At 74.0% G+C, this 23,009-nt stretch carries 18 protein-coding genes and 1 tRNA gene; 9 read left to right on the plus strand and 10 right to left on the minus strand.

What is annotated here, in order from left to right; all coding sequences use genetic code 11:
- Positions 1-197 precede the first annotated feature (197 nt).
- A complete protein-coding gene (locus ACWEMJ_RS09670; RefSeq protein ID WP_452136434.1) occupies positions 198-4,577 on the plus strand; it encodes a CHAT domain-containing protein in 4,380 nt (1,459 codons plus the stop codon).
- Between the two features lie 41 nt (positions 4,578-4,618).
- Here the strand turns inward: ACWEMJ_RS09670 and ACWEMJ_RS09675 are convergent, their stop codons facing one another.
- The 5 genes from ACWEMJ_RS09675 to aceB all read right to left on the minus strand — a co-directional run bounded on the left by ACWEMJ_RS09675 (position 4,619) and on the right by aceB (position 10,214).
- The gene (locus tag ACWEMJ_RS09675; protein WP_452136435.1) at positions 4,619-5,269 is read right to left on the minus strand and encodes a response regulator; all 651 of its coding nucleotides are present in this window, start codon (positions 5,267-5,269) and stop codon (positions 4,619-4,621) included.
- A complete protein-coding gene (locus tag ACWEMJ_RS09680; protein WP_452136436.1) occupies positions 5,257-6,501 on the minus strand; it encodes a sensor histidine kinase in 1,245 nt (414 codons plus the stop codon). Before ACWEMJ_RS09680 ends, ACWEMJ_RS09675 begins: the two co-directional genes overlap by 13 nt.
- A 98-nt stretch (positions 6,502-6,599) precedes the next feature.
- Complete coding sequence (locus ACWEMJ_RS09685) at positions 6,600-8,189, minus strand: TROVE domain-containing protein (protein WP_452136437.1); 1,590 nt, start codon at positions 8,187-8,189, stop codon at positions 6,600-6,602.
- A gap of 246 nt (positions 8,190-8,435) precedes the next feature.
- Positions 8,436-8,535: transfer RNA gene (locus tag ACWEMJ_RS09690), tRNA-Gly, on the minus strand.
- 14 nt (positions 8,536-8,549) lie between these two features.
- Positions 8,550-10,214, minus strand: coding sequence for a malate synthase A (aceB, locus tag ACWEMJ_RS09695; RefSeq protein WP_452136438.1), 1,665 nt, complete (start codon positions 10,212-10,214; stop codon positions 8,550-8,552).
- A 117-nt stretch (positions 10,215-10,331) separates the two neighbouring features.
- Here aceB and ACWEMJ_RS09700 point away from each other — a divergent pair, with 117 nt between their 5' ends.
- The 6 genes from ACWEMJ_RS09700 to ACWEMJ_RS09725 all read left to right on the plus strand — a co-directional run bounded on the left by ACWEMJ_RS09700 (position 10,332) and on the right by ACWEMJ_RS09725 (position 16,163).
- Positions 10,332-11,102: an IclR family transcriptional regulator gene (locus ACWEMJ_RS09700; RefSeq protein ID WP_452136439.1), complete on the plus strand. Its 771-nt coding sequence runs from the start codon at positions 10,332-10,334 to the stop codon at positions 11,100-11,102.
- A gap of 347 nt (positions 11,103-11,449) precedes the next feature.
- On the plus strand, positions 11,450-11,788 hold the full coding sequence (locus tag ACWEMJ_RS09705) for a hypothetical protein (RefSeq protein ID WP_452136440.1): 339 nt from the start codon (positions 11,450-11,452) through the stop codon (positions 11,786-11,788).
- 53 nt (positions 11,789-11,841) lie between these two features.
- Positions 11,842-13,230: a condensation domain-containing protein gene (locus ACWEMJ_RS09710; protein ID WP_452136441.1), complete on the plus strand. Its 1,389-nt coding sequence runs from the start codon at positions 11,842-11,844 to the stop codon at positions 13,228-13,230.
- 77 nt (positions 13,231-13,307) lie between these two features.
- Positions 13,308-13,781: a hypothetical protein gene (locus ACWEMJ_RS09715; RefSeq protein ID WP_452136442.1), complete on the plus strand. Its 474-nt coding sequence runs from the start codon at positions 13,308-13,310 to the stop codon at positions 13,779-13,781.
- Between the two features lie 122 nt (positions 13,782-13,903).
- Complete coding sequence (locus ACWEMJ_RS09720; protein ID WP_452136443.1) at positions 13,904-14,737, plus strand: NAD(P)H-binding protein; 834 nt, start codon at positions 13,904-13,906, stop codon at positions 14,735-14,737.
- Positions 14,738-14,981: 244 nt separating this feature from the next.
- Positions 14,982-16,163, plus strand: coding sequence for an LPXTG cell wall anchor domain-containing protein (locus ACWEMJ_RS09725; protein WP_452136444.1), 1,182 nt, complete (start codon positions 14,982-14,984; stop codon positions 16,161-16,163).
- A gap of 31 nt (positions 16,164-16,194) precedes the next feature.
- Here the strand turns inward: ACWEMJ_RS09725 and ACWEMJ_RS09730 are convergent, their stop codons facing one another.
- Entirely contained in the window at positions 16,195-16,719 is a 525-nt protein-coding gene (locus ACWEMJ_RS09730) for a hypothetical protein (RefSeq protein ID WP_452136445.1), read from the minus strand.
- Between the two features lie 94 nt (positions 16,720-16,813).
- On the minus strand, positions 16,814-18,076 hold the full coding sequence (locus tag ACWEMJ_RS09735) for an esterase/lipase family protein (protein ID WP_452136446.1): 1,263 nt from the start codon (positions 18,074-18,076) through the stop codon (positions 16,814-16,816).
- A gap of 291 nt (positions 18,077-18,367) precedes the next feature.
- Between ACWEMJ_RS09735 and ACWEMJ_RS09740 the strand changes: the two genes are divergently transcribed.
- Positions 18,368-18,694 carry a MoaF-related domain-containing protein gene (locus ACWEMJ_RS09740; RefSeq protein ID WP_452136447.1) on the plus strand — a complete coding sequence of 109 codons (327 nt, stop codon included), beginning with the start codon at positions 18,368-18,370 and terminating at the stop codon, positions 18,692-18,694.
- Between the two features lie 138 nt (positions 18,695-18,832).
- Here ACWEMJ_RS09740 and ACWEMJ_RS09745 read toward each other — a convergent pair whose 3' ends face one another.
- Together ACWEMJ_RS09745 and ACWEMJ_RS09750 are read right to left on the minus strand one after the other, a co-directional pair.
- Positions 18,833-20,020, minus strand: a complete 1,188-nt coding sequence (locus ACWEMJ_RS09745) for an alpha/beta hydrolase (RefSeq protein ID WP_452136448.1) — start codon at positions 20,018-20,020, stop codon at positions 18,833-18,835.
- A gap of 198 nt (positions 20,021-20,218) precedes the next feature.
- Entirely contained in the window at positions 20,219-20,983 is a 765-nt protein-coding gene (locus ACWEMJ_RS09750; protein WP_452136449.1) for an SDR family NAD(P)-dependent oxidoreductase, read from the minus strand.
- 218 nt (positions 20,984-21,201) lie between these two features.
- On the opposite strand from ACWEMJ_RS09750, the gene ACWEMJ_RS09755 reads away from it, so the two are divergent.
- Positions 21,202-21,840 (plus strand): TetR/AcrR family transcriptional regulator, encoded by a 639-nt coding sequence (locus ACWEMJ_RS09755; RefSeq protein ID WP_452136450.1) that lies wholly within the window; start codon positions 21,202-21,204, stop codon positions 21,838-21,840.
- A gap of 266 nt (positions 21,841-22,106) precedes the next feature.
- Here the strand turns inward: ACWEMJ_RS09755 and ACWEMJ_RS09760 are convergent, their stop codons facing one another.
- The gene (locus ACWEMJ_RS09760) at positions 22,107-22,970 is read right to left on the minus strand and encodes a universal stress protein (RefSeq protein ID WP_452136451.1); all 864 of its coding nucleotides are present in this window, start codon (positions 22,968-22,970) and stop codon (positions 22,107-22,109) included.
- Between the last annotated feature and the right edge of the window lie 39 nt (positions 22,971-23,009).

Here is a 23,009-nt window from a genome sequence, read left to right on the forward strand (position 1 = left end):
CCTAGGTGTCCGGCGGGCCGCAGCGGATACGATCCGCAGAGCCAGGCGCGCTGCCGGGGGCGCCGTGACGCGCCGGCCGCGGCAGTGCCGTTGTGCGCGTCCGAGGGGGGCCGTGGACAGTGACTCGTGAGCCGGGACCGGACGGGGCGAGACGCCGCGACGCGGTGGCCGCCGTGCAGCGGCGCATGCTGGGGGTGATGAACGACGGCGACAGCCCCGCCGTCCTGCTCACGGCCCAAGCCCTGCGCGAGGCCGAGGAGTTGGCCGAGGTGGGCGATCCCGACGAGGACGTGCGGGTGGCCCATCTGCTGGGCACGTTCCACTGGTACCGCTACTTGGCGCTGCCCGCCGGCCGGGACCGGGAGGCGCTCGTGGCGGCCGTGCGGTTCCTGTACCCGGTGTACCTCGCGCACCCGGAGGCCGTTCCGGACGAGCTGTGCGCGATGTTCGCCGCCGTCGAGGCATCGGACGAGTTCGGGGCGGCCTCGTCCGTTGCGGCGGCCGTCGAGGCGGCGGGCGAGCTGTACCAGGCGTACCGGCGCAGCGGCGATCCGGCTCAGCTGCGCGAAGCCGTCGCCCTGCTGCGCGAGGCCGTGGCCGAGGCTCCGAGCGACGACCCCGACTATCCGGCCTGCCTGAGCAACCTGGCCCTGCTGCTGCGGACGCTGGCCGAACTCACGGAGGACGACGCCCTGTTGGCGGAGGCGGTCGAGATCGGCCGCCGGGCGGTCGCCGCCACCGCGGGCGACCCTTCCACCCATGCCAAGTGCCTGTCCATGCTCGGTCTGGCGCTCCGTTCGCTCCACGGGCGGACCGAGGACCCGGCGGTGCTGGCGGAGGCGGTCGAGGTGGGACGCCGGGCGGTCGCCGCGTCTCCGGCGGGCAGCCCCGATCACCGGTCCGGCCTGAGCAACCTCGGTCTCAGCCTGCGGTTCCAGGCCGCGTCGTCCGACAGCACCGACCTGTTCGCCGAGGCGGTGGAGGTCAGCCGGCAGGCCGTCACGGGCGGGCCGCGGGACGTGCCGGAGCGCGTCGGGCACCTGGTCAATCTGGCCATCGCCCTCCAGGAGTTGTTCGAACGCAACGGGGACGAGGCCCTGCTCGCCGAGGCCGTGCCCGTGTGCCGCGAGGCCGTCGCGCTGGCCGGGCCCGACCACCCGCACCACGGCGACGTGATGCGCGCGCTGACCGCCGTCCTGCGGTCGCTGTCCTCGCCGTCCGGGCCCGCCGACGCGCTGGTCGACGCCGTGGAGGTCGCCCGCCACGCCGTCGTGGACCTGCCGGACGGCCACCCGTACCGCGCCCGCCTGCTGGCCGACATGGCCGTCGCGGCGTGCGCCCTCGCCGCCCTGATCGAAGAACCCGGCCTGCTCGCCGCCGCCGTTGCCGTCTGCCGCGAGGCTCTCGCCCTGGCCGCACCCGGCCACCCGCACCACAACGACGTCCTCGCCGCCCTCACCGCCGTCCTGCAGGCGCTCTCCGAACAGACCGGGCCCGCCGACGCGCTGGCCGATGCCGTCGACCTCACCCGCCGGGCCCTGGCCGACCTGCCGGAGGACCACCCGCAGCGTGTCCGCCTGCTCGCCGATCTGGCGCTCGCGCTGCACGCCCTCGCCGTCCGGACCGGAGAACCCGGCCTGCTCGCCGAGGCCGTGCCGGTGTGCCGCGAGGCCGTCGCGCTGGCCGGGCCCGACCACCCGCACCACAACGACGTCCTCGCCGCCCTCACCGCCGTCCTGCAGGCGCTCTCCGAACAGGCCGGACCGGCCGGCCCGCCGGCCGAGGCCGTGGAGATCACCCGCCGGGCCGTCGCCCGCGTGCCGCACGGCCACCCGCACCGCGCGGCGCTGCTGAACAACCTGGGTCTCGCGCTGCGCGCCCTGTTCGACCGAACGGGGGAACCCCCGCTGCTCGCGGAGGCCGAGGAGGTCTGCCGCGAGGCGCTGGCCGCCACGCCGGAGGACAGCCCGGACCTCACGGGCCGGTGGAACAACCTCGCCCTCGTGCTGCGGGCCCGTTCGGAACAGGACGGAGACGTCGACCGGCTCGCCGAGGCCGTCGCGGCGAGCCGGCGGACCGTCGAGCTCACGCCTGCCGACAGCCCCGAACTCGCGGGCCGGATGAACAACCTCAGCGTGGCCCTGCGCACGCTCGCCAAACGCACCGGAGACGTCGTCCCGCTGACCGAGGCGGTCGGGATCACCCGCCGGGTGGTCGCCCTCGCCCGCGACGACGACCCGTACCTGCCCTCGTACCTGAGCAACCTCGGCCTGGCCCTGCGGGCCCTCGCCGAGCGGACCGGCGACACGACGGCGCTGGCCGAGGCGGCGGACGTGAGCCGGCGGGCCGTCCGCTCCTCGGCCCCGGACCACCCGCACCGGGCCGGGCACCTGAGCTACCTCGGTCTCGTGCTGCTGGAGCTCGCCCGGCGCACCGGGGACGTCGACCTCCTGATGGAGGCGATGGAGGTCGCCACCGACGCCGTGGCCGAGCTGCCGGAGGACCACCCCGAGCGCGCGGCGTACCTGAACAACCTCAGTGCCGTGCTGCACGCCGGAACGCCGGAGACGCGGGCCTGGGCGGTCGAACTGAGTCGCGAGGCCGTCGCCCTCACCCCGGCCGACGACCCCTCCTACACCCGCCGGGTCAGCAACCTGGGCGGCCTGCTGCAGGAACTCGCCGAGCAGAACGGGGACTTGGGGCTGCTCGTGGAGGCCGTCGCGGTCGGCCGCCGGGCCCTGGCCGGCACGCCGGAGGACCATCCGCAGCACGCCTCGTTCCAGAGCAATCTGGGCCACGCGCTGCGCGCCCTGGCCGACCACACCGGGGAGCGGACGCTCGCGGCCGAAGCCCTGGAGCGGTTCCGGTCGGCCGGACGCAGCACCGCCGGCGAGGTGCTGGTCCGGGTGCAGGCGCTGCGCGAAGTCGCCGTACTGGCCAGCGGCACCGCCGAGGCACTGGCCGCGGTGGAGACCGCCGTCGGCCTGCTGCCGCAGATCAGCCCGCGCACCCTGACCGACGACGACCGGCGCCACCAGGTGCGCCGGCTGGGATCGCTGGCGGGAGTGGCGGCGGCGGCCGCGTTGAACGCCGGCCGGCCCGGGCGCGCGGTGGAACTCCTGGAGGCGACCCGCGGCACCCTCGCCGCCGGCACCATCGACGCGCGCGGCGACGACCTCGTCCGGCTGGCCGCCCACCACGAGGAGCTGGCCCGGGAGTTCACGGCGCTGCGGGAGCGGATCGACGCGCTCGACAGCCCCGCCGTCGGCCCCGTCCCGTCCCTCGACACCGAGCCCCGGGCGGCCGACACCGTGCGGGTCGCCGCCGCCGGGCAGGACGCCGCCGGCATCGTCCTGGCCCGACGGCTCGCGCACGCGGAGTGGGAGCGCCTCGTCGAGCGGATCCGCGCGGTGGATGGCTTCGCCGACTTCCTCCGCCCGCCGCTGCTCGCCGACCTCACCGGGATCGCGGAGTCCGGCGACCGGGGCCCCCTGGTGTTCCTCACCGCCGGACCGGACCGCTGCGACGCGCTGATCCTCGGCAGTGCCGGCCCCGACGAGGTGCGGGTCGTCCCGCTGCCCGGGCTCACCGAGCGCGAGGCCACGGCCCGGGCCGAGCAGCTCGCGGCCGCCCGCCGCACCGCCACCGACCGCGATCGGCCGCTGATGGCGCGCCGGGCGGCCCAGTTCGAGATCCTCGACCTCCTCGGCTGGCTGTGGGACGCCGTCGCCGAGCCGGTGCTGACCGCCCTGGGCGTCACCGGCGCGCCGGCCGACGGTGCGCCGTTCCCCCGGATCTGGTGGTGCCCGGTCGGCGTCATGTGCTACCTGCCCGTCCACGCGGCGGGCCACCACCGCGACCTCACCTCCGACGATCCGCTCCTCGCGGGCGCCCCGCGCACCGTCCTGGACCGGGCGGTGTCCTCCTACACGCCGACGGCACGCGCCCTCACCTACGCCCGCTCCCATCAACCACCGCCCCTCGAACGGGCGTTGATCGTCGCCGTGCCCGACGCGCCCGGCGCCCGGCCGCTGCCCGGGGCCGCAGCCGAGGCCGACGCCGTCCACGCGCTGCTGCCCGGCGCGCTGCGGCCCGAGCACCCGCTGCGCGCGGACGTCCTGGCCGCGCTCCCCGGGCACCCGCTGGCGCACTTCTCCTGCCACGGCCTGGCCGACGCCCGGGACCCGGGGTCGAGCCGGCTGATCCTGCACGACCACCGGAGCGCCCCGCTGACCGTCGCCGACATCGGCGCGCTGCGGCTGACCGGGTCGCTGGCCTTCCTGTCGGCCTGCGACACCTCCGCCACCAGCCCCCAACTCGCCGACGAGGCCGTGCACTTGACCGGGGCGTTCCACCTGGCCGGCTACCGGAACGTCATCGGCACGCTCTGGCCGGTCGACGACGCCACCGCCGCCGACCTCGCCGTCGACTTCTACGCCCACCTCACCTCGGACGGCGCCGCCGCGCCCGACACCGCCGCCTCGGCCCGGGCGCTGCACCGCGCCGTCCGCGCACTGCGCGAGTACTTCCCGCTCGCACCGACCCACTGGGCGGCGCACACCCACACCGGGCCCTGACCGGCGCGCCGCGGTCGCGGGCCCCGGTCGCGCGCGGCGGCTCAGGCCCGGGACGCTCCGAGGAACCGCAGCACGGCCAGCACGCGGCGGTGGTCCGCGTCGACCACGGGCAGGTCGAGCTTGGCGAAGATGTTGTTGATGTGCTTCGCCACGGCGCTCTCGCCGACCACCAGCACCTGCGCGATGCCGGCGTTGGAACGGCCCTCGGCCATCAGGCCGAGCACCTCCCGTTCGCGCGGGGTCAGCCGCGCGAGCGGGTCGTTGTCGCGCCGCAGCAGCAGTTGGGCGACGACCTGCGGGTCCAGGGCCGTGCCGCCGTCCGCCACCCGCCGGACCGCCGCCACGAAGTCGGCGACGTCGGCGACCCGCTGCTTGAGCAGGTAGCCCACGCCGCTGGTGTTCGCCGCCAGCAGGTCGGCCGCGTACCGCTCCTCCACGTACTGCGAGAGCAGCACCACCGGCGTCCCCGGCCAGCGCCGACGGATCTCCATCGCCGCCCGCACCCCTTCGTCGGTGAAGCCGGGCGGCATCCGGACGTCGATCAGGGCGAGTTCGGGCCGGTGCTCCGCGACCGCCGCCAGCAGTCCCTCCGCGTCGCCGGCCTCCGCCGCGACCTGGAACCCGGCCATCTCCAGCACCTTGATCAGGCCGACCCGCAACAGCACCGAATCCTCGGCGATCACCGCGCGCACGGCAGCTCCGCGGTGATGGTGGTGGGCCCGCCGACGGGGCTGCTGACGTGGAAGGCACCGTCGACGGAGCCGACCCGCTTGGCCAGCCCGGCAAGCCCCGTGCCGGCGGCGTCGGCGCCGCCCGACCCGTCGTCGGTGACGCGTACCCGCAGCACCTCGCCGACCTGGCGGACCAGCACCTCCGCACGCAGCGCGTTGGCGTGCTTCGTCGCGTTGGTCAGCGCCTCGGAGATCACGAAGTACGCGACCGACTCCACGTCGGGCGCCATCCGCTCCTCCAGATCGACCCGCAGCCGCACCGGCAGCGGCGTGCGGGCGGCCAGCCCGGACAGCGCCGCGTCCAGGCCCCGGTCCTCCAGCACGGCCGGGTGCAACCCCCGTACCAGGTCGTTGAGTTCGGTGATCGCCTCCTTCGCCTCCAGGTGCGCCGTGGTGATCACCTCGCGGGCGTCGTCCGGCAGGTCCGGGCGGGTGGCGATGGCCAGGCCCAGGTTGACCGCGAGGGACACCAGCCGCTGCTGGGTGCCGTCGTGCAGGTCGCGCTCGATCCGGCGGCGCTCCGCGTCGACCGCCTCGATCAAGTCGCTCCGGCTCACGGCCAGTTGGTCGACCCGCTGCTGGAGCCGCTGCGCCCGGCTGGGGCCGAGCAGCCCCGGCGCCAGCCACATCTCGGCCCCGGCCACCGCCCGCGCCGCCCACGGCAGGGCGCCCAGCAGGAGGAGTCCGGCCGCGGTGAAGGCCGACAGCTGGATCAGCTGACCCATCCAGTTCCGGTGGATGCCGGGCGGCAGCGCCCACGACCAGGCCAGGGCGAGAACGCCCGCCAGGCCCGCCGCCGCCACCCCGAGCACCAGCAGTTCCAGCAGCGCGAGCAGCGGGCCCAGCAGGAGGTGGTAGCCGATCCTGCGCCAGGGCCGCGACGCCGCGAGCCGGCGGGCGGCCGCGGCCCACGACCACCGCTCCGGCGCGGCAGGGGTGGGCCGGGGTACGTCCACACCCATGAGCGCCCGGTAGCGGGCCCGCTGAACGGCCGTCAGCACCGGGGCGCCGAGCAGCACCAGCGCGGTCGACACGGAGACCGTCAACGGCCAGTTCCCCGTCCTGGCGGTGGTCGTCGCCGCCCAGGACCACACGGGCACCAACGCCAGGTGCGGCAGCACACCGGCGGCGAGGAAGCCGGTGTCCCGCCGCGCCCGGAGGGCCGCACGTCTCAGTCCAGCAGGAATCGTCATGCCACGACGCTATGGCACCGCGACAGGCCGGTGCCATGAACCCTGCACCCGAACTCATGGTGAACCTAGCACCAGGTTCAGCGGGCCCCGGCCCGGCCTCAGCCGCGCTCCCACGGCCACGCCGCGTCCTGCCCCGCCTCCAGCAGCGGGACGAGCCGGAACGCGGCGTCGGTCAGGCCGCCGAAGGTGTGCCGGTCGGCGGCGCCGGACGGGGCGTGGCCGGGCCGGTAGCCGGCCAGGTTCCAGGTGTAGGCGGGGACGTGCGCGGGGACGGCGTCCAGCGGGTCCCCGCCGCGCGAACCGCCGTACGCCTGCTCGTCGGTGACGATCACCACCCGGTCGTGGTCGCGGTAGTGGCGGCGGACCGCCTCGTGCGTGTCGGTGCCGCCGAGGTTGCCGAAGCGGTCCAGCACCTTGAGGACGGCGTCACCGCGCCGCAGCGGGACGGGCCGGCTGTCGGTGCCGAACTGGACCAGGTCGGCGTCGGCGGCCCGCAGCGCGAGGGCGGTGGCGAAGACGGCGGCGGTGTCGGCCCGGTTGAGCTGCGTCTGCGCGCTCGGCCGGTCGAACATCGACCCGGAGCGGTCCACCAGGATCAGTGAACGGCCGGGCAGCGCCGGCACGTTGGCCAGCGAGTGCTGCAACGCCGTCTCCAGCGCGTGGCCCCACCGCAGCGACGGCGCGTGCCGGTACGCGGCCAGGTAGCGGAACGGGAACTGGCGGGACCCGGTGACCTCGCCCCGGTCGGAGATCCGCCGGGCGACCTGCCCGGCGACCTCGTCCGACACCCCGGCCTGGTCGAAGTTGCGCAGGTTGCGCACCAGCGCCATCGCCCCCATGGACGGGATGACGGCCTCCCAGACCGCCGCGTCCATCGGGCCCTGCAACCAGCCGGCCAGCGCCTCCCAGGTCATGCCCGCCTCGGCGAGGCGCCGCGCGCCGTCCGGGCCGGTGACCAGCGCGCGGCGCTCCGCGACGGGGACAGCCAGCAGCTCCCGGTGCGCCGTCAACAGGGCGTCGCCGGGCGGCGGAACGGCCGTGTCGGGGTGGTGCCGCCGGTCCAGCGCGTAGCGGAACAGCGCGCTCTGCCACGGCTTGTCGGGGCGCGGCGCCGGGTGGGTGAGCTCCAGCACGTCGCCGAACCGGTAGCCCTTGCCGGCGGTGTCGTACTTGAGCAGCGCCCGCCCGTTGTACAGCCGGGCGACGGCGTCGGCGACGCCGCGCTTGACGGGCTTGGGCAGCGCCCGCCCGTACCGGGACGTCCAGTAGGCGAGCAGTTCGCCGGGCTCGTCGGGCCGCTGCAGGACGGCGTCGACCACCTGCCGGGAGTGGCCGGGCAGCTTCGCGTCCAGCCGGGCGCGGGTGAACTCGGCGGCCCCCACCAGCGAGGCGGTGCGCATCGCGGCGCCGTACCGCAGCCAGCGCAGCAGGCCGAGCGTCCACTCCGGGTCGCTGACGGCGAGCGAGCGCACCAGCGCGGTGAAGCGGTCGTCGCGCTCGCCGCCGCGCTCGTAGAAGGTGTCCTGGCCGACCAGGTTGGCCACCGCCAGCAGGAAGAGCTCGGACTTCTCGTCGCGCAGGTGTCCCGTCCCGCCCTGGTGGTTGACGGTGAGCCGCCCGGTCGTGCGGACGGGCGAGGCGGGGCCGGCGGGGGCGCTCTTCGAGCGGCGAAGGTTGAAACGGGACACGGCGTACTCCTCCTGCGGACGGGCACGCCGAACCGGGGCGTCCGAGAATCGCCGGCCACACGGACCGGCCCCGGCGCCCCGGGCGGTTGCCCTCCCGAGATCAAAGTGGCACCGGTGGATTCGTTGGAGGAAGTAACCGGCGCCTGCGCACCGGGAGGTGGCAGTCTTCTGAAGTTAGGTGTCCAGAGAACAGAAAGCGGCGGAGGAGACATTGACTGCTCTGTCCGCTGAGCTACACCGGCCCGAGGCCGGTGACGGGACTCGAACCCGCGACCTGCCCATTTCAGTGGAAGTAACCCCTGCCTGCGCACCTGGACGAGGACGACCCTAGCCGCGCCCCACCGGCGTCCGCACCCGGTTTTACTGCTCGCCGTCCCCGTCGAGCAGCGCGAGCGCCGGCAGCGTGAGGAACTCCGGGAACTCCTCGCCCAGCGCCACCTGTTCGAACAGCGCGGCGGCCTCCTCCCACCGGCGCCCCGCCGACTCCTCCCGCAGCGCCGACTCCTCCCGCAGCGCGGCGAGTTCCTCGGCCAGCAGCCGCCGCACCCGCTCGGCGGTCACCTGCTCGCCGGTGTCGGCGAGCAGCACGCCGTTGCGGATCCACTGCCAGACCTGCGAGCGGGAGATCTCGGCGGTGGCGACGTCCTCCATCAGGTGGAAGACGGCGACCGCGCCGACGCCGCGCAGCCACGCCTCGATGTACCGGACGCCGACCTGCACGGCGTTGCGCAGCCCGGCCGAGGTACAACTGCCCGGCGTGGCAGCCACGTTCAGCAGCTGCGCCGCCGTCACCTCGTCCACCGGGCCGGGATTGTGCTTCTGGTGCGGACGTTCGCCGAGCACCGCGTCGAAGCAGGCGCGGGCGACCGGCACCAGGTCGGGGTGGGCGACCCAGGAGCCGTCGAAGCCGCCGTGCGCCTCCCGTTCCTTGTCGGCCCGGACCTTCGCCAGCGCCGCCGCGTTGACCTCCGGGTCGGTGCGGGAGGGGATGAACGCGGCCATCCCGCCGATCGCGTGCGCGCCGCGCCGGTGGCAGGTGCGCACCAGCAGGCGGGTGTAGGCGGCCATGAACGGCGACGTCATGGTGACGGCGTTGCGGTCGGGCAGCACGAACCGCTCCCCCGCGTCCCGGAAGTTCTTCACGATCGAGAACAGGTAGTCCCACCGTCCGGCGTTCAACCCGGCGGCGTGGTCGCGCAGTTCGTACAGGATCTCGTCCATCTCGAACGCGGCGGTGATGGTCTCGATCAGCACGGTGGCGCGGACCGTGCCGTGCGGGATGCCGAGTTCGGCCTGCGCACGGGTGAAGACCTGGTTCCACAGCCGGGCCTCCAGGTGGCTCTCGGTCTTCGGGAGGTAGAAGTACGGGCCGGAGTTGGGGTCCTGCGGGTTCTCGACGCCCCGGGCGGTCAGCCGGGCGGCGTTGTGGAAGAAGTACAGGCCGAAGTCGACGAGCGCGCCGGCCACCGGCTCGCCGTCCACCGTCAGGTGCCGCTCGTCCAGGTGCCAGCCGCGCGGGCGCACCACGACGGTGGCGAGCTCGGCGTCGGGCCGCAGCGTGTACCGCTTGCCGCGGGCGTCGGTGAAGTCGATCCGCCGCCGGAGCGCGTCGATCAGGTTCAGCTGCCCGGTGACGAGGTTGGCCCAGGTGGGGGCGGTGGCGTCCTCGAAGTCGGCGAGCCAGACCTGCGCGCCGGAGTTCAGCGCGTTGACGGTCGTCCTGCGGTCGGTGGGGCCGGTGATCTCCACCCGGCGGTCGGTCAGGGCGTGCGGCGCGGGCGCGACCTGCCACTGCCCGGCCCGGACAGCGGCGGTCTCCGGCCGGAAGTCGAGCGTGCCGGTGCGGGCGATCTCGGCCCGGCGCTCGGCCCGCCCCGCCAGCAACTCCCGCCGCCTGCCGTCGAATTCGCGGTGCAGACCGGCGACGAAGGCCAGCGCCTGCGGGGTGAGCAGCTCTTCGGAGCGGGCCACCGGCGGACCGGCGACGCTCACCCCCGGAACAGTGGAACCCTGATCTGCGGCCATCGGCGGCACTCTCCTCGGGCTGTTCCATTCTGTACAGTGGAGACTAGTTTCCGCGATGCAGAATTTCAACGGTCCGTTGAGGGTCGCGGAGGCTCCCCCGAACGAAGGAACCACCCCGTGGCCAGCAGCCCCGCCGAACGCACCACCGGCTCGGTGCAGTCCGTCGAACGCGCCTTCCTCCTGCTGGAGGCCCTCGCCGACGCGGGCGGCGTCGCCACCCTCAGCGAACTCTCCGCCGCCGCCGGCCTGCCGATGCCGACCATCCACCGCCTGGTCCGCACCCTGGTCACCCAGGGCTACGTCCGGCAGGACTCCGCCCGCCGCTACACCCTCGGCCCGCGCCTGATCCGCCTCGGCGAGAGCGCCAACCGCCTGCTCGGCTCCTGGGCCCGCCCGTTCCTGGCCGAACTGATGGAAGCCACCGGCGAGACCGCCAACCTGGCCGTCCTGGAGGGCTGCGAGGTGGTCTACGTCGGGCAGGTCCAGAGCCGGCGCTCCATGCGGATGTTCACCGAGGTCGGCCGCCGCGCCCAGCCCCACTGCACCGGCGTCGGCAAGGCCCTGCTCGCCCAGCTCCCCGAGGACGAGGCACGCGCCCTGCTCGGCCCCGGACCGCTCCAGGCACACACCCCGCACACCGTCACCGACCCCGCCGCGCTGCTCGCCCAGCTCGCCACCGCCCGCGACTGCGGCTACGTCATCGACGACCAGGAGCAGGAGATCGGCGTCCGCTGCCTCGCCGTCGCCGTCCCCGGCACCCCCACCCCCACCGCCCTCTCCGTCTCCGGCCCCGAGGCCCGCATCCACGCCCTCGAAGCCCAGTCCGGCCCGGCCGCCCTGATCCCCCTGATGCAGACGATCGCCGCCCGCCTCGGCTCCGCGCTCTGATGCACGCCTGAGGTGCCGCGGGACGGGCGGTTCGCCCACAGCCCGCCGCGGCGTCGTCCTCCGGCAGGGCTTGCCGGAGAGACAACGATCCTGCGGCAGACCCCGCACCCTGGGCAGAGCCCCGCGCGGGAGCCGGTTGGTCTGATGGTGTGAAACATGCTGCTTTCGGAGTAATCGCAGAGGCTTGCGCCATTCGGCCGTCACGCTGTGCCTGTTGATCACGGTCCAGGTCGGGGAGCTCGCTGGTGCACAGGTCACGTGAGTGGCTGTTAGGAAGGATCCGCCGGGCCCAGCGCGAGCAAGGGCCGTCCAAGGCGCCGCCTCCGCGCAAGAGCGTGCGGGAGCCGGTGAAACGCTTCATCGACGCGACGCCGCGCGAGGACCTCGCCGCACCGGCGCAGCAGCGGCACACGATCCCGCGAATCATGGAACGTCCGGCTGCGGAGCCCGACTTCGAGCTGGACACCGACGCGGACGTGGTGTCCCAAGAGCCGCCCGACCCGCGCCGGACACTGCCCGACCTGAGCGCGAACGACCGGCTGCGCGAGCGCCTGCTCATCGGCAGCGACTTCTGCGGCCGGCCCGCCTCCCGCGGCCCGAGCAGCCGGGGGACTTCGACTTCGCGGAGAACCGCGCCACCACCCCCGGCCGCCGGTGCCGACCGGATCGTCTTCGCCGCCCCCTGAGCCGGGCCGGGTTCCCGCCTCCCATTCCACTTTCACCACAGGAGATCTTCAGCATGCGTCAAATCCCTCTGGAAACGCTCGACATCGCATCGGGGCGCATCATCAAGTGGCGCGTCGGACTTCACACCTCGGCGTATGCAGGCCAATACGGGAAGAACACTTCGAGCGCATCCTTCAATCAGGACAAGCACTACTCCCTGATGAGCAAGTGCCGCAACAGCAGAGACCCTCTGACATCGTGGCTCGCCGTCACCTTCGAGATCGAAGGAGAACTCGACCAGAACGCACTGGAGTCCGCACTGCTCCTCCTGGTGCAGCGACATCAAGTCCTGCGCTGCGAGTTCCAGCGGAACGCGGGAGACCTTTCCTGTGGCGTCCACGAGCCCGACGACATCGAGTTGGAGGCCGTCGACATGGGCGAATTCGACACGCCGCAGGAGGTCCAGGAATTCCTGGCGGACAGCTTCCAGAAGGACATGGACACCATTTTCTGGCCGCCGTTCACCATGGGCGCCGTCATTCGGGAGAGCGGCTCCACAACCGTCTACCTCGCATTCGACCACATCGTTTCCGACGGCATGTCGATGGCGAACATCGTCCATGACGTCCAGATCGCCTATGCCGCCTACTGTCGCGGCGAGGATCCGGACCTGCCCGACGCGCCCAGCTACGTCGAATTCTCCCGCGATCAGCGCCACCGCTACGCGTCGATCGACGCCGACGACGCCCGCCTCTCCTACTGGAAGGATTTCATCGCGCGAAACGGCAGCGTCTTCCCACAATTCCCGCTGGATCTCGGCGTCGAACCCGGCCGGCTGTACCCGTCGGTCAACGAAGCCGCAACCTTGTTGGACGACCGACAGGCCGAGGCGCTGGAGGCTCGTTGCCGGAAAGCGGGCGGGAAACTGTTCATGGGACTTCTCGCGGCGATTGCCGTGTCCCTGCGGGAAGAGGGCGGGCCGGACGTCTATCGTGCGCTGATGCCGCTCAGCGAACGGAATCAGGGTGACTGGCGGCACTCCGTCGGATGGTTCGTCAATACCCTGCCGATCGAGTTCTCCGTTGCCGAGGATCTGGATTTCGAGCAGATCCTGGCAGGGGTGCAGGAAGGCTTCACCACCATGATGGGAAGTCTCGACGTGCCGTTCGTCAGGGCATGGGAACTCCTCGCCCCCGAGCATTTCAACGCCCTCTGCTGGCCGTTCCCGGTCAATTTCATGTCCTACATCGACATGCGAAAGTGCCCGGGAGTCGAGAGCCACCCGAGCTGGCAGCCGATGTCACACGTCTGGGTGGCGCGCGTGAACGGCACCTGCTCATGGTTCCAACGGGACTCCTCCGGCTTGCACGTCAACTCCATCTACGTCGACATCCCACGTGCTCGCCGGACCATGACCCGCCTGCAGCACACCCTGCGCGAGACCCTGCGAAGTATGGCTTGAGGACCAGTTTCGAAGCCTGCCGGGAACGGCCGAGTACCTCGCTCCCCTTGGCACCGAAAAAGTGGCACTCTGCGCGCATGACCACCGATGAGTGCCTCTCGGCGATCGAGGCGTTGACTGTGCAGCCGTTCTCGGAGGTGTCCTTTGTCGACTCCTCGGGGGGAGGTGGGCCAGAGCACCATGTGCTCGCGCTGAAGGTCAGTCGGGATTTCTGGGATGACGACCACGGGCAGGCCCGGGCGGAGGCCGAAGCCGAGCTGCGGTCCTGCCTCGCCGAGCTGGCAGCACGGCTGACAACTCGGTGGGGTCAGGCGTTCGTCGTGGAACTCGGGCCGTACCTCAGTGCCGGCTGCGCGGGCGAGCCGGTGCCCGAGCCGGTCGACCATCTCAGCCAGCAGGCCGCGAGCATGCAGGTGTGGCCGCTTCCCGACCGCGATCGTTGGCTCGCGCTGGCGATCGGCCAGGCCGACAAGGAGCTGCCCCTCGTGCTGTTCGCCGCGGTCGGCCTGGCTTCCGCACTCGGCTTGGACTCGAGTGCCGGCGTCCCGTGAAGTGCCCAGGCAGGTATGGACGAACGTGCCCGGTGAACCGTCAAGAGCCATCTTGACTTGAAGCGTGCTTGAACTTCTAGGGTCTCTTCCAGCTGTTCGTCCGGCGAAGGGGGAAGTCGCTCGTGATCCTCGTGACAGGGGCCACCGGAAACATCGGAAGTGCGCTGCTGAAGGAGCTGCAGGCGTGCGGGGCGTACCCGATCAGGGGGCTCACCCGCGATGCCGCACGGGCAGCGTTCCCGGAAGGGGTCGAGGCCGTCGAGGGCGACCTCGCCGACGCGGCGTCCCTGGAGCCCGCTCTGGAGGGTGTGCGATCGCTGTTCCTCGTATCGCGCCTGGGCTCTGACGCCAACATCATCGAGGCTGCCCGGCAGGCGGGCGTGGAGCATGTCGTGCTCGTCTCGTCCATCACCGTCCAAACCCATCCGCACCTGGGCCCGGCTGCCGAGAACCTCGCTGTCGAGCGGCTGCTCCAGGACAGCGGCATGGCCTGGACGATCCTGCGGCCGACCCAGTTCGCCTCGAATGCCCTGATGTGGGCGGCGTCGGTCCGCGCGCGGGAATCGGTCCGCATGCCGTACGCGGACACCGGGCTGCCCACGATCCACCCCGCGGACATCGCGTCCGTGGCGCGTGTCGCGCTGACCGAGCCCGGCCACCGGGGTCTGACGTACGCACTGACCGGCCCGGAACGGGTGACGGCCCGCCAGCAGGTCGAGTCCGTCGCGGCGGTACTCGGGCGGGAGGTGCCGTTCGCCGAGATCAGCCGGGAGGAGGCCCGGGCGCAGATGGCCGCGGTCTTCGGAGCCGAGGTGGCGGATGCGGTGCTCGACGTGACGGGCGGAGACGTCAACGAAGCGCTGCAGCAGGTGCGCGACACGGTCGCACTGGTCACCGGCTCGGCGGCCAGGCCCTTCCGGCAGTGGGTGGCGGAGAACGCCATGGCCTTCCGCTGAGCTTCCCCACTCTGAGCAGGTTCACCCGCACGGGGCCGAGCATGTCCGGTGTACGCCGACGACGAGTGCACGGGTGGTCACGGTCGACATCGACGGCCCCCGGTCGGAGCCGAAGGCGCCGCTTCGGCCGCTGCGCGGTGGCGGTGGCGCTGCTCCCGACGGGGCGCGTCTGTCGGAGTGGACGTCGTCCGGAGGCCAGGTGTCCTCCGCTCTCGGGCTCCGGGCGTCCAGTACGGATGGATATATGACTACTACTGCCTGTCGCTGCCCTATCCGCCCCGCCGTCACGGCGGCCACCTCGATCGCGTTCCTCCTCACCGCGGTCGCCTCCCCTTCGGCCCGGGCTGCCACGCCGGACGGGGAGATCGTCACTGTCGCCTACACCGGTACCGAACAGACCGTCGTCGTCCCGTCGGACGTGTGCGCGGTGACGGTGGACGCGTTCGGGGCCGCCGGCGGCCGGGCGCCGCTCGGCGTGTCCCATGCCGCCGACGTCACCGAGGGTGCCTCGGGCGGAATGGGCGGCGAGGTGGCGGCCGAGATCGAGGTGCGGGCGGGGCAGCGGCTCGGGGTGAACGTGGGCGGCGCGGGCACCACCGGTGTCGCCGGCCCGTTCGGGAACCCGGGCGAGTTCGGCAAGGGCGGCTACAACGGCGGCGGCGAGCCCGGCGGGCGCCAGGACGCGGGCGGCTACCCGGGCGCGGGCGGCGGCGGCGCGACCACCGTGGCCCTCGACGACGCCGTGGTGATCATCGCGGGCGGCGGGGGCGGCGCCGGCGGGACGTACGACTACGACGGCGACGAGGTGGGCCGGGGCGGCGACGGCGGCCAGTCGGGGACGAACGGGGCGGACGGGGCGGTGGCCGGCTACCCGGACCAGTACCGGGTGGGCCGCGGCGGAACCTCCGGGGGAGGCGGTGGCGCGGGCGGGGCCGCCGGCGTCAGCACGCCGGACGGAACGATGCCGGGCGCGCCCGGCGGCGACGCGAACGGCACCGAGGGCGGCGACGGGGGCCGGCTCGACGTGGGCTTCTCGGACGTGACCGGTGGTGGCGGCGGCGGTGGCGGGGCGCACGGCGGCGGCGCGGGCGGCGGTGCCGGCACGTACGGGTTCAACGGGGTCGGCGGCGGCGGAGGTGGCGGCGGCTCCAGCACCGGCCCCGCCGACGCGGTCTTCACCACGGGCGCGCGCGCCGGGGACGGCGAGGTGCTCCTCCAGTGGCACACCTGCTCCCCCTCCCCGTCACCGTCACCGTCCCCCTCCAGCGAGACTCCGACGCCGACGCCGGCCCCGGGCAGCACGCGACCGGCGCTGCCCCAGACCGGCGACCGGACGAACACGGGCCTGCTGACGGCAGGCGTCGCCGCCCTGCTGGCCACCGGCGTGGCGCTGGTGTCGCTGGCGCGGCGCGGACGCCGGAGCTGACCGCCGCCGCCTCGCCGGCCGCCGGGCGGCGTCAGCCGATCAGCGTCCGGTACGAGGTGTTCTCGGGCGTGAAGACCAGCACGAATGCGCGGCCGGCCCCGGTGGCGGTCTCGTGCAGGCGGGCGAGGGCCTCGGCGGCGGTCGGGAGGGTCAGGCCGAGGGCCTCGGCGGCGGCGTCGCGGTCGGCGTGCAGGGTGGGCGCGTCCTCCAGGTACTCAGCCTCGGCCTCGTCGCTCTCCGCCGCGGTGCACCGGGGGCAGTCGCGCCACCACGGCGCGGCCAGCAGCAGGCGCAGCAGCTCGGGCAGGTCGAGCGCCACCAGGGCCGCGCCGCCCTCGGAGTCGGCGTACAGGACGGGCCGTTCCTCCCCGCCGTCGCCGCAGAAGAAGTAGGTGCCGCCCGCGCCGTCCTTGGCGAACGGCTCCAGGGCCTGGCCGGACGCCAGGTGGACGGGCTCCCCGTGCTCGTGGTCGGCGAGGACGAAGTCGCCCGGCCAGGAGAGGAAGTCCGCGGCGGCGGCGTGGTCGCGGACGGCGGCGAGCAGGGACGTCGACATGCGCGGCACTGTACTGCGCGCCGCCGACACCGCCCCCGCCTGCCCCGTCCGGCCCGTCTCACCGTCCGGACGTCTCACCGTCCTGATGAGGCGCTCACGCCAGCCAGGCCGTCACCTGGCCGACCGCCGCGGACCCCCACGCCAGCTCCATGTGGTTGAGGCCGCCGAGCAGCGCGGTGCCGCCGACCTTCCCGATGCCCGTGGTGTCCAGTGCGCTCGCGGTGAGGACCAGGCCGTCGCTGGGGCCGCGGCCCTCGTTCAGGATGCCGGGGAGGTCCGCGGAGCCGCCGGCCAGCAGGTAGGTGGCCACGGTCGCGGGGACGCCCGCCTGCTGGAGCGGCTTGATCAGCGAGCCGGCGTCGATCGCGGCCTGGATGCCCTGGCCGGAGGTGTAGAAGCCCTGGCCGCCGTAGTAGGTGGTCCACCAGTCCTGCATGGTGGTGTCCACGCCGTAGGGGCCGTCCCAGCGGGCGAGCAGTTGGCGCTGGCCGGGGAAGCAGTCGTAGCCGCCGGTGGGGAGCACGCCGAGGCAGGGCTGCGCGGTGTAGGTGCCGTAGCAGGTCATGTACAGGTGCGGGGACGGCGCGTTGGCGGTGCCGCCGCAAGCCGGCCAGGTGGCGAGCGAGAAGGCCCAGCCGTGCGCGTAGGTGTAGTCGAGGCCGCCGTTCGGGCCGCCGAGCGTCACCAGCCTGCGCACGTCGCCCGCGTAGCCGCGTCCCCAACTCGGCTTCACCGACGAGACGTAGGCGCGCGCCGCGACCTCGCCCTTGCTCCAGGCGACCACGTCGACCTGGGTCGCGCCGGTGCGGGCCCTGATCACCGCGAGGGCGTCGCCGACGGCCTGGGCCTGCATCAGGTTGTCGCCCTGCTTGTGCGCGAAGCCGATCGCGAACACCCGATGGCCGGCCGCCGCGAGGGCCTGCGCCATGCCGGTGCCCGGGCAGCTGGACGCGCCGCAGCTGCCGGTGTCGCCGGGGTTCGCCCAGGCCCGGTCGGCGTTGTCGTTGGCGCCGTGCACCAGCAGCACGGGCGTCCCGCCGGCGGTGTTCCAGCCCTGCGCGCTGTACAGCAGGAACCGGCCGGAGAACGGGCGCTTCACGCCGCCGAAGTACGTGACCCGGGCGCCGTCCTGGTCGCCGCGCCCGTCCGACGGGTACTGCTCCTGCGTGAAGCCGGACGTGCTGTCCAGGTAGCGCTCGACCTGCGCCCAGCCGTTGCCGGGCGAGGCGAAGACCGCCTCCTGGGCGAGGTACCCGGGGACGGCGGCGGCCGCGCCGGCCCGGGCGGGGGCGAGGCCGAGCGCGAGCAGCGCGGCGGCCAGCAGGGCGGTGAGAACGGACCTGAGCGGGTGGCGCACCTGGTCCTCCTTCGGCTGACGGGTGACCGCCGCCGGCCGGCCACGTGGGGGTGGGCCGGTCGGCGGTCCGGGTGTGGGTCAGGTCACGTTAGGGGCGGCGGGCGCGGGCACCCATGTGTCCGGACCACAGGGCGCGGGGCCGGGCAGTGTCGCCGCGCCACAGGCGGGCGCCGCCGCGTCGGCGTCGTCCCCGCGCGGACCCCCGGTTGCGTGCCCGGTCCGATAGGTTGGGACGCGCAAGCACCCCGTCCACTGCACCGACCGCACCGACCGCCGAAGGACCGCCCACACATGACCGCCGCTCTGCCGGGCTTCGCCGGCCGCACCTACCTCTTCCAGGTCGACAACGGCGCGGCCTTCCGCAACTCCTACTCGGCGGACGGCGCCCGGCTGCGCTGGGAGGGCCTCGGCGAGTCCGCCGGCCAGTACGAGGACGTCCCGCTGCACACCGCCGAGGTCTCCCCGGGCATCTGGTTCGTCTCCTGGACCGAGCGCAGCGGCCTCACCGTCAGCCACGTCATGGACCTCAACTCCCTCACCGTCAAGGTCTTCTGGACCTGGGAGGGCGAGACCGGCCGCGTCGGCGAACTCCACACCGGCACCCTCACCCCGGCCTGACCCGACCCGCCGATCGCGTCCAGCACTCCGACCCCGCGCGCGAAGAGCAACTCCTGCACAGCGTCCATCCCCCTGCCGCGGGCCACCATCTCGCCGCCCTCGACTGACGCGTCCCGTGCCCGGTGCCCGGGCGGGGTGTCACGGCTTCAGGTGGGTGGAGAGGAACTGGAAGCCGGACGGGAGGAGTTTGATCCAGGTGGTGAAGTTGTGGCCGCCCTCGGGGACGGAGGCGACGGCGGTGGACAGTGGGGGTTTGGCGGCGGCGGTGAAGGCGTCGGCGTCCTTGCGGAAGTCGCCGTCGCCCTTCTCGGCGCCGCTGAGCATGACCGCGGTGGCGGGCATCGGGAGGTGCTGGAGGCGCCAGAGCAGGTCGGCCTCGTCGCGGCGCTGCTGGCTGCCCTTGAACAGGTCGCCGGTGGTGACGTCCTCGGCGGCCTTCAGGTAGCCGGAGATGGAGACGCCGCCGGCGAACACCTCGGGGTGGCGCATGGCGAGCTTGGCGGCGCAGTACCCGCCGGTGGAGTTGCCCATCACGCCCCAGGCGGCGGGGCCGGTGGCGGTGCGGTAGGTGGCGGAGATCGCGCGCGGGACGTCCTTGGCGAAGTAGGTCTCGGCCTGCGGCCCGTCCGGGACGTTCTCGCACTCCGGATCGGCGGGCATCGCGGGCGAGGGCCGCATCAGGACCAGGACGGTGGGCTGCATCCGGCCGGCCCGCATCTCGTCGAGGGCGACGCCCGGGTAGTTGAAGCGGGTGATCAGCGCCTTGGCGTCGCCGGGGAAGCCGGTCATCGCGATGACGGCGGGGAACTTCCGCTGTTCGTTGCCGGGCTGGAAGTACTGCGGGGGCAGGTAGACGTATCCGTCGGTGCTCAGGCCGGTGCGCGCGCCGGGGATGCGCACCGATCGGATCTCGCCGACCTTCTGCGGGTCGCGTCCGACGGTGGTGTTGACGGGTTCCTTGCCGAGCTCCTGGGCGGGCAGCACCGGCAGGTTGCTGGGCTCGGGTTCGGTGGACGGGCTGTCGCTCGGCGCGGCGGTGGCGCCGGGTGCCGGGGGCGGGGCGGCGGCGGCCTTGACGGAGACCGGGCCGTCCTTGCCGGTGCCCAGCAGGTCGTTCCAACTGCTGTAGAACGAGAAGTAGTTGTTGACGACCAGGCCGATCACCGCGAGCAGCGCGAGCTGGCTGCCGAGCAGCAGGCCGATCCGGCCGAGCACGGCCCGCCAGGTCCGCTTCGCGACGGCGGGCCACCACCAGACGGTGGCGCACAGCACGCCGAGCGCGATCTCGATCGTGAACAGCAGCAGCGTCGTGCTGGTCAGCCCCATGGCCGTGTTCCCCGTGTCTTCCCCTCGCCGCGCGCCCACGAACCGGTGGCAACCGGACTCGGCGCGGCCGTGACCAACGTGCCGGCTAAGTATGCACGCTGCGATGAGGACGTCGGCGGGGCCCCGGGGGTTCCGCCCGGCCGCCCCGAGCGCCCTGGGCAGCGGCGTTCGGGGCGGCGGACGGCTCGCCGACGAGGGTCAGGCGTGGGTGCCGCCGTCGATGCGCAGCTCGGTGCCGGTGACGAACGCGCCGTCGTCGGAGGCCAGCATCGCGACGACGCCCGCCACCGCCTCGGGTCCGGCGAAGCCCTGGCCGAGGGCGGGCTGGAGCTTGGCGAACCAGGACATGTCGGCGTCCTCGGGCAGGCCGGGGGCGGCCGTCATGCCGGAGGCGATCGAACCGGGGGCGACGCAGACCGCGCGCAGGCCCTGCTTGGCGTACTCGGCGGCGATGGCGTGGGTGAAGGACTGGATGCCGCCCTTGGTGGCCGCGTAGGCCGCCATGTAGGGGTGGGCGAAGCTGGTGGCGGTGGACGAGAAGTTGACCACCACGCCGCGGCCGGTGGCGAGCAGCGCCGGAAGCGCCTCACGGGTGACCAGGAAGGTGCCGGTGAGGTTGACCGCCAGCATCCGGTTCCAGAACTCCAGCGTGGTCTGCTCGGTGTGCGCGGAGCGCAGGATGCCCGCCGCGTTCACCACCGCGTCCAGGCCGCCGAGTTCGGCGATCGCGCTGCCGACGCCGGCCCGGATGGACGCCTCGTCGGAGATGTCGACGACCTTGACGGTCAGCCGGTCGGCGGTGCCGTCGGCCTCGGCCCGGGCGCGGGTGGCGGCGAGGCCCGCCTCGACCACGTCGGCGGCGACCACGGTGCCGCCCTCGGCCAGGATCCGGTGGACGGTGGCCTGGCCGATGCCGGAACCGGCGCCGGTGATCAGGACGCGGCGGCCTTCGAAGCGGTTCATGGGGTCTCCCTGTGGTGCGTCGGGTCGGACGGGGTGCGGTCCGGCCTCTCGATCTGCACGTTACGTCAACATGGCACGTTGTGCCACATCCGCGCTCCGTGACGCGTGGGCGGCTACCCTGGACACCGGCGCACCCGCACGCCACCGCGCACGCCCGCACCCGTACCCGCACGTCACCCGCCCGGCGGCACCCGCCGGCCCGCCCCGAGGGACACCCCATGGCCGCCCCCGAACGCCCCGCGCCCTCCCTCACCGAGCGCCGCAAGGCCGCCACCCAGCAGGAGATCGCGCTCACCGCCGCCCGCCTGTTCGGCGAACGCGGCGCCGAGGGCACCACCGCCGAGGACATCGCCCGCGCCGCCGGCGTCTCGCTGCGCACCTTCTACCGCTACTTCCGCACCAAGGAGGACGCCGTCGCCCCGCTGCTCGCCGACGGCTCCCGCCACTGGGTCGACCTGCTCGCCGCCACCGCCCCCGGCACCCCGCTGCCGACCGCCCTGGTCGACTCCGCCCGCGCCTCGCTCGGCCCCGCCCCCGGCCGGCCCGCCGCCGTCCTCGACCGGACCCGCGGCCTGCTCCGCGCCCTGCCCGAGGACCCGGCGCTGCGCGACGTCTGGCACCGCACCCAGCACGAGACCGAGGCCGCGCTGCGCCCCGTCCTGGCCGCGCTCACCGGCCTGCCCGCCGACGGCCTCGACATCCGCCTGCTGGCCGCCGCCGCCAACGCCGCGATGCGGGTGTCCGTGGAGGCCTGGGCGGCGAGCGACACCGACGCTGCGGATGCCGCGGACCTCGCCGAGGCCGCCTTCCGCCGGCTGGCCGGACCGCTCACCGAGCTTCCCCGCACGGCGAGTTGACGCCCCGCCGGGTGGCGGGCCGGGCGCCCCGGAGTTCGCCCGCCCGCTGATCCGATGCTCCGACGTACGACCACCCGACCTATTGCGCCGATCGGATGGACCGTCCCGGCCGGGCCTTGCCGCGCCGCCGCGCCCGCCCGGATCGTGGTGGCACGAACCGGCGGACCCGCCCCGCCCGCGGCAGCCGGACGTGCTCCGGGCGGGCCCGTCATGTGGCGACGGGCCCGCCCGGACCTCCCCTCAACTCCCCTTTCACCGACGGACGTTCACACCGGGACCACTGCCACCGGACACTGCGCGTGGTGCAGCACGGCGTGCACCGGCGTGGCCAGCCGCAGGCCGAAGCGCGGGGCAGGCTGGTGCCGGGAGACCACCACCATGGCGGCGGTCCGGGACTCCTCCACCACGGTCGCGGCGGTGCCGCCGGTCAGCTGCCGGCTCTGCACATCGACGGTGGGGAACTCCTCGCGCACCGGGTCGCAGGTACGCAGCAGCAGCTGCTCGTGCAGCCGGTTCTCCTCGCCGAGCTCGTCGACCATCGGCGCCATCCGGCCCACGTCCGCCACCACCGGCGACCAGGTGTGCAGCGCCCGCACCACCAGGCCCCGCCGGGCGGCCGTCCGGCAGCCGAACCGCAGCGCGGCGGCGTCCCGCTCGTCGTGGATCGCCACCAGCACCGGACCGTCCGGGTGCTCGGTGCCGCGGACCACCACCACCGGGCAGGCGGCGTGCGCGGCCACCCGCAGGCTGACCGAGCCCAGCAGCAGCGAGGCGAACCCGCCGTGGCCGCGGGTGCCGAGAACCGCCAGCCCGGCGTGTTCGGCGGCGGTCAGCACGGCCTCCGCGGCGTCGCCCGGCACGACGTCCCCGGTGATCCGCAGCGTCGGATGCGCCGCCTGCAGGCCCGCCCGGATGGCCTCCAGCAGCTCCGCCGCCTCCCGCAGGATCATGTCCGTGACGGTCGCCCCGGTGCGCGGCGACAGGGTGACGGTGCCGGTGTTGACGGCGTGCACCAGGTGGAGGCTGTCCCCGCGCCGCTCCGCCTCCCGGGCCGCCCACTCGGCAGCCTCGGCGCCGGGCTCCGAACCGTCCACCCCGACGATCACCCCGCTGGGTCCCCTGATCTCCATGGCACACTCCTCGGACCCGGGTTGGTCCTTCCAGCATGC

Source organism: Kitasatospora sp. NPDC004531 (genome assembly GCF_053602195.1).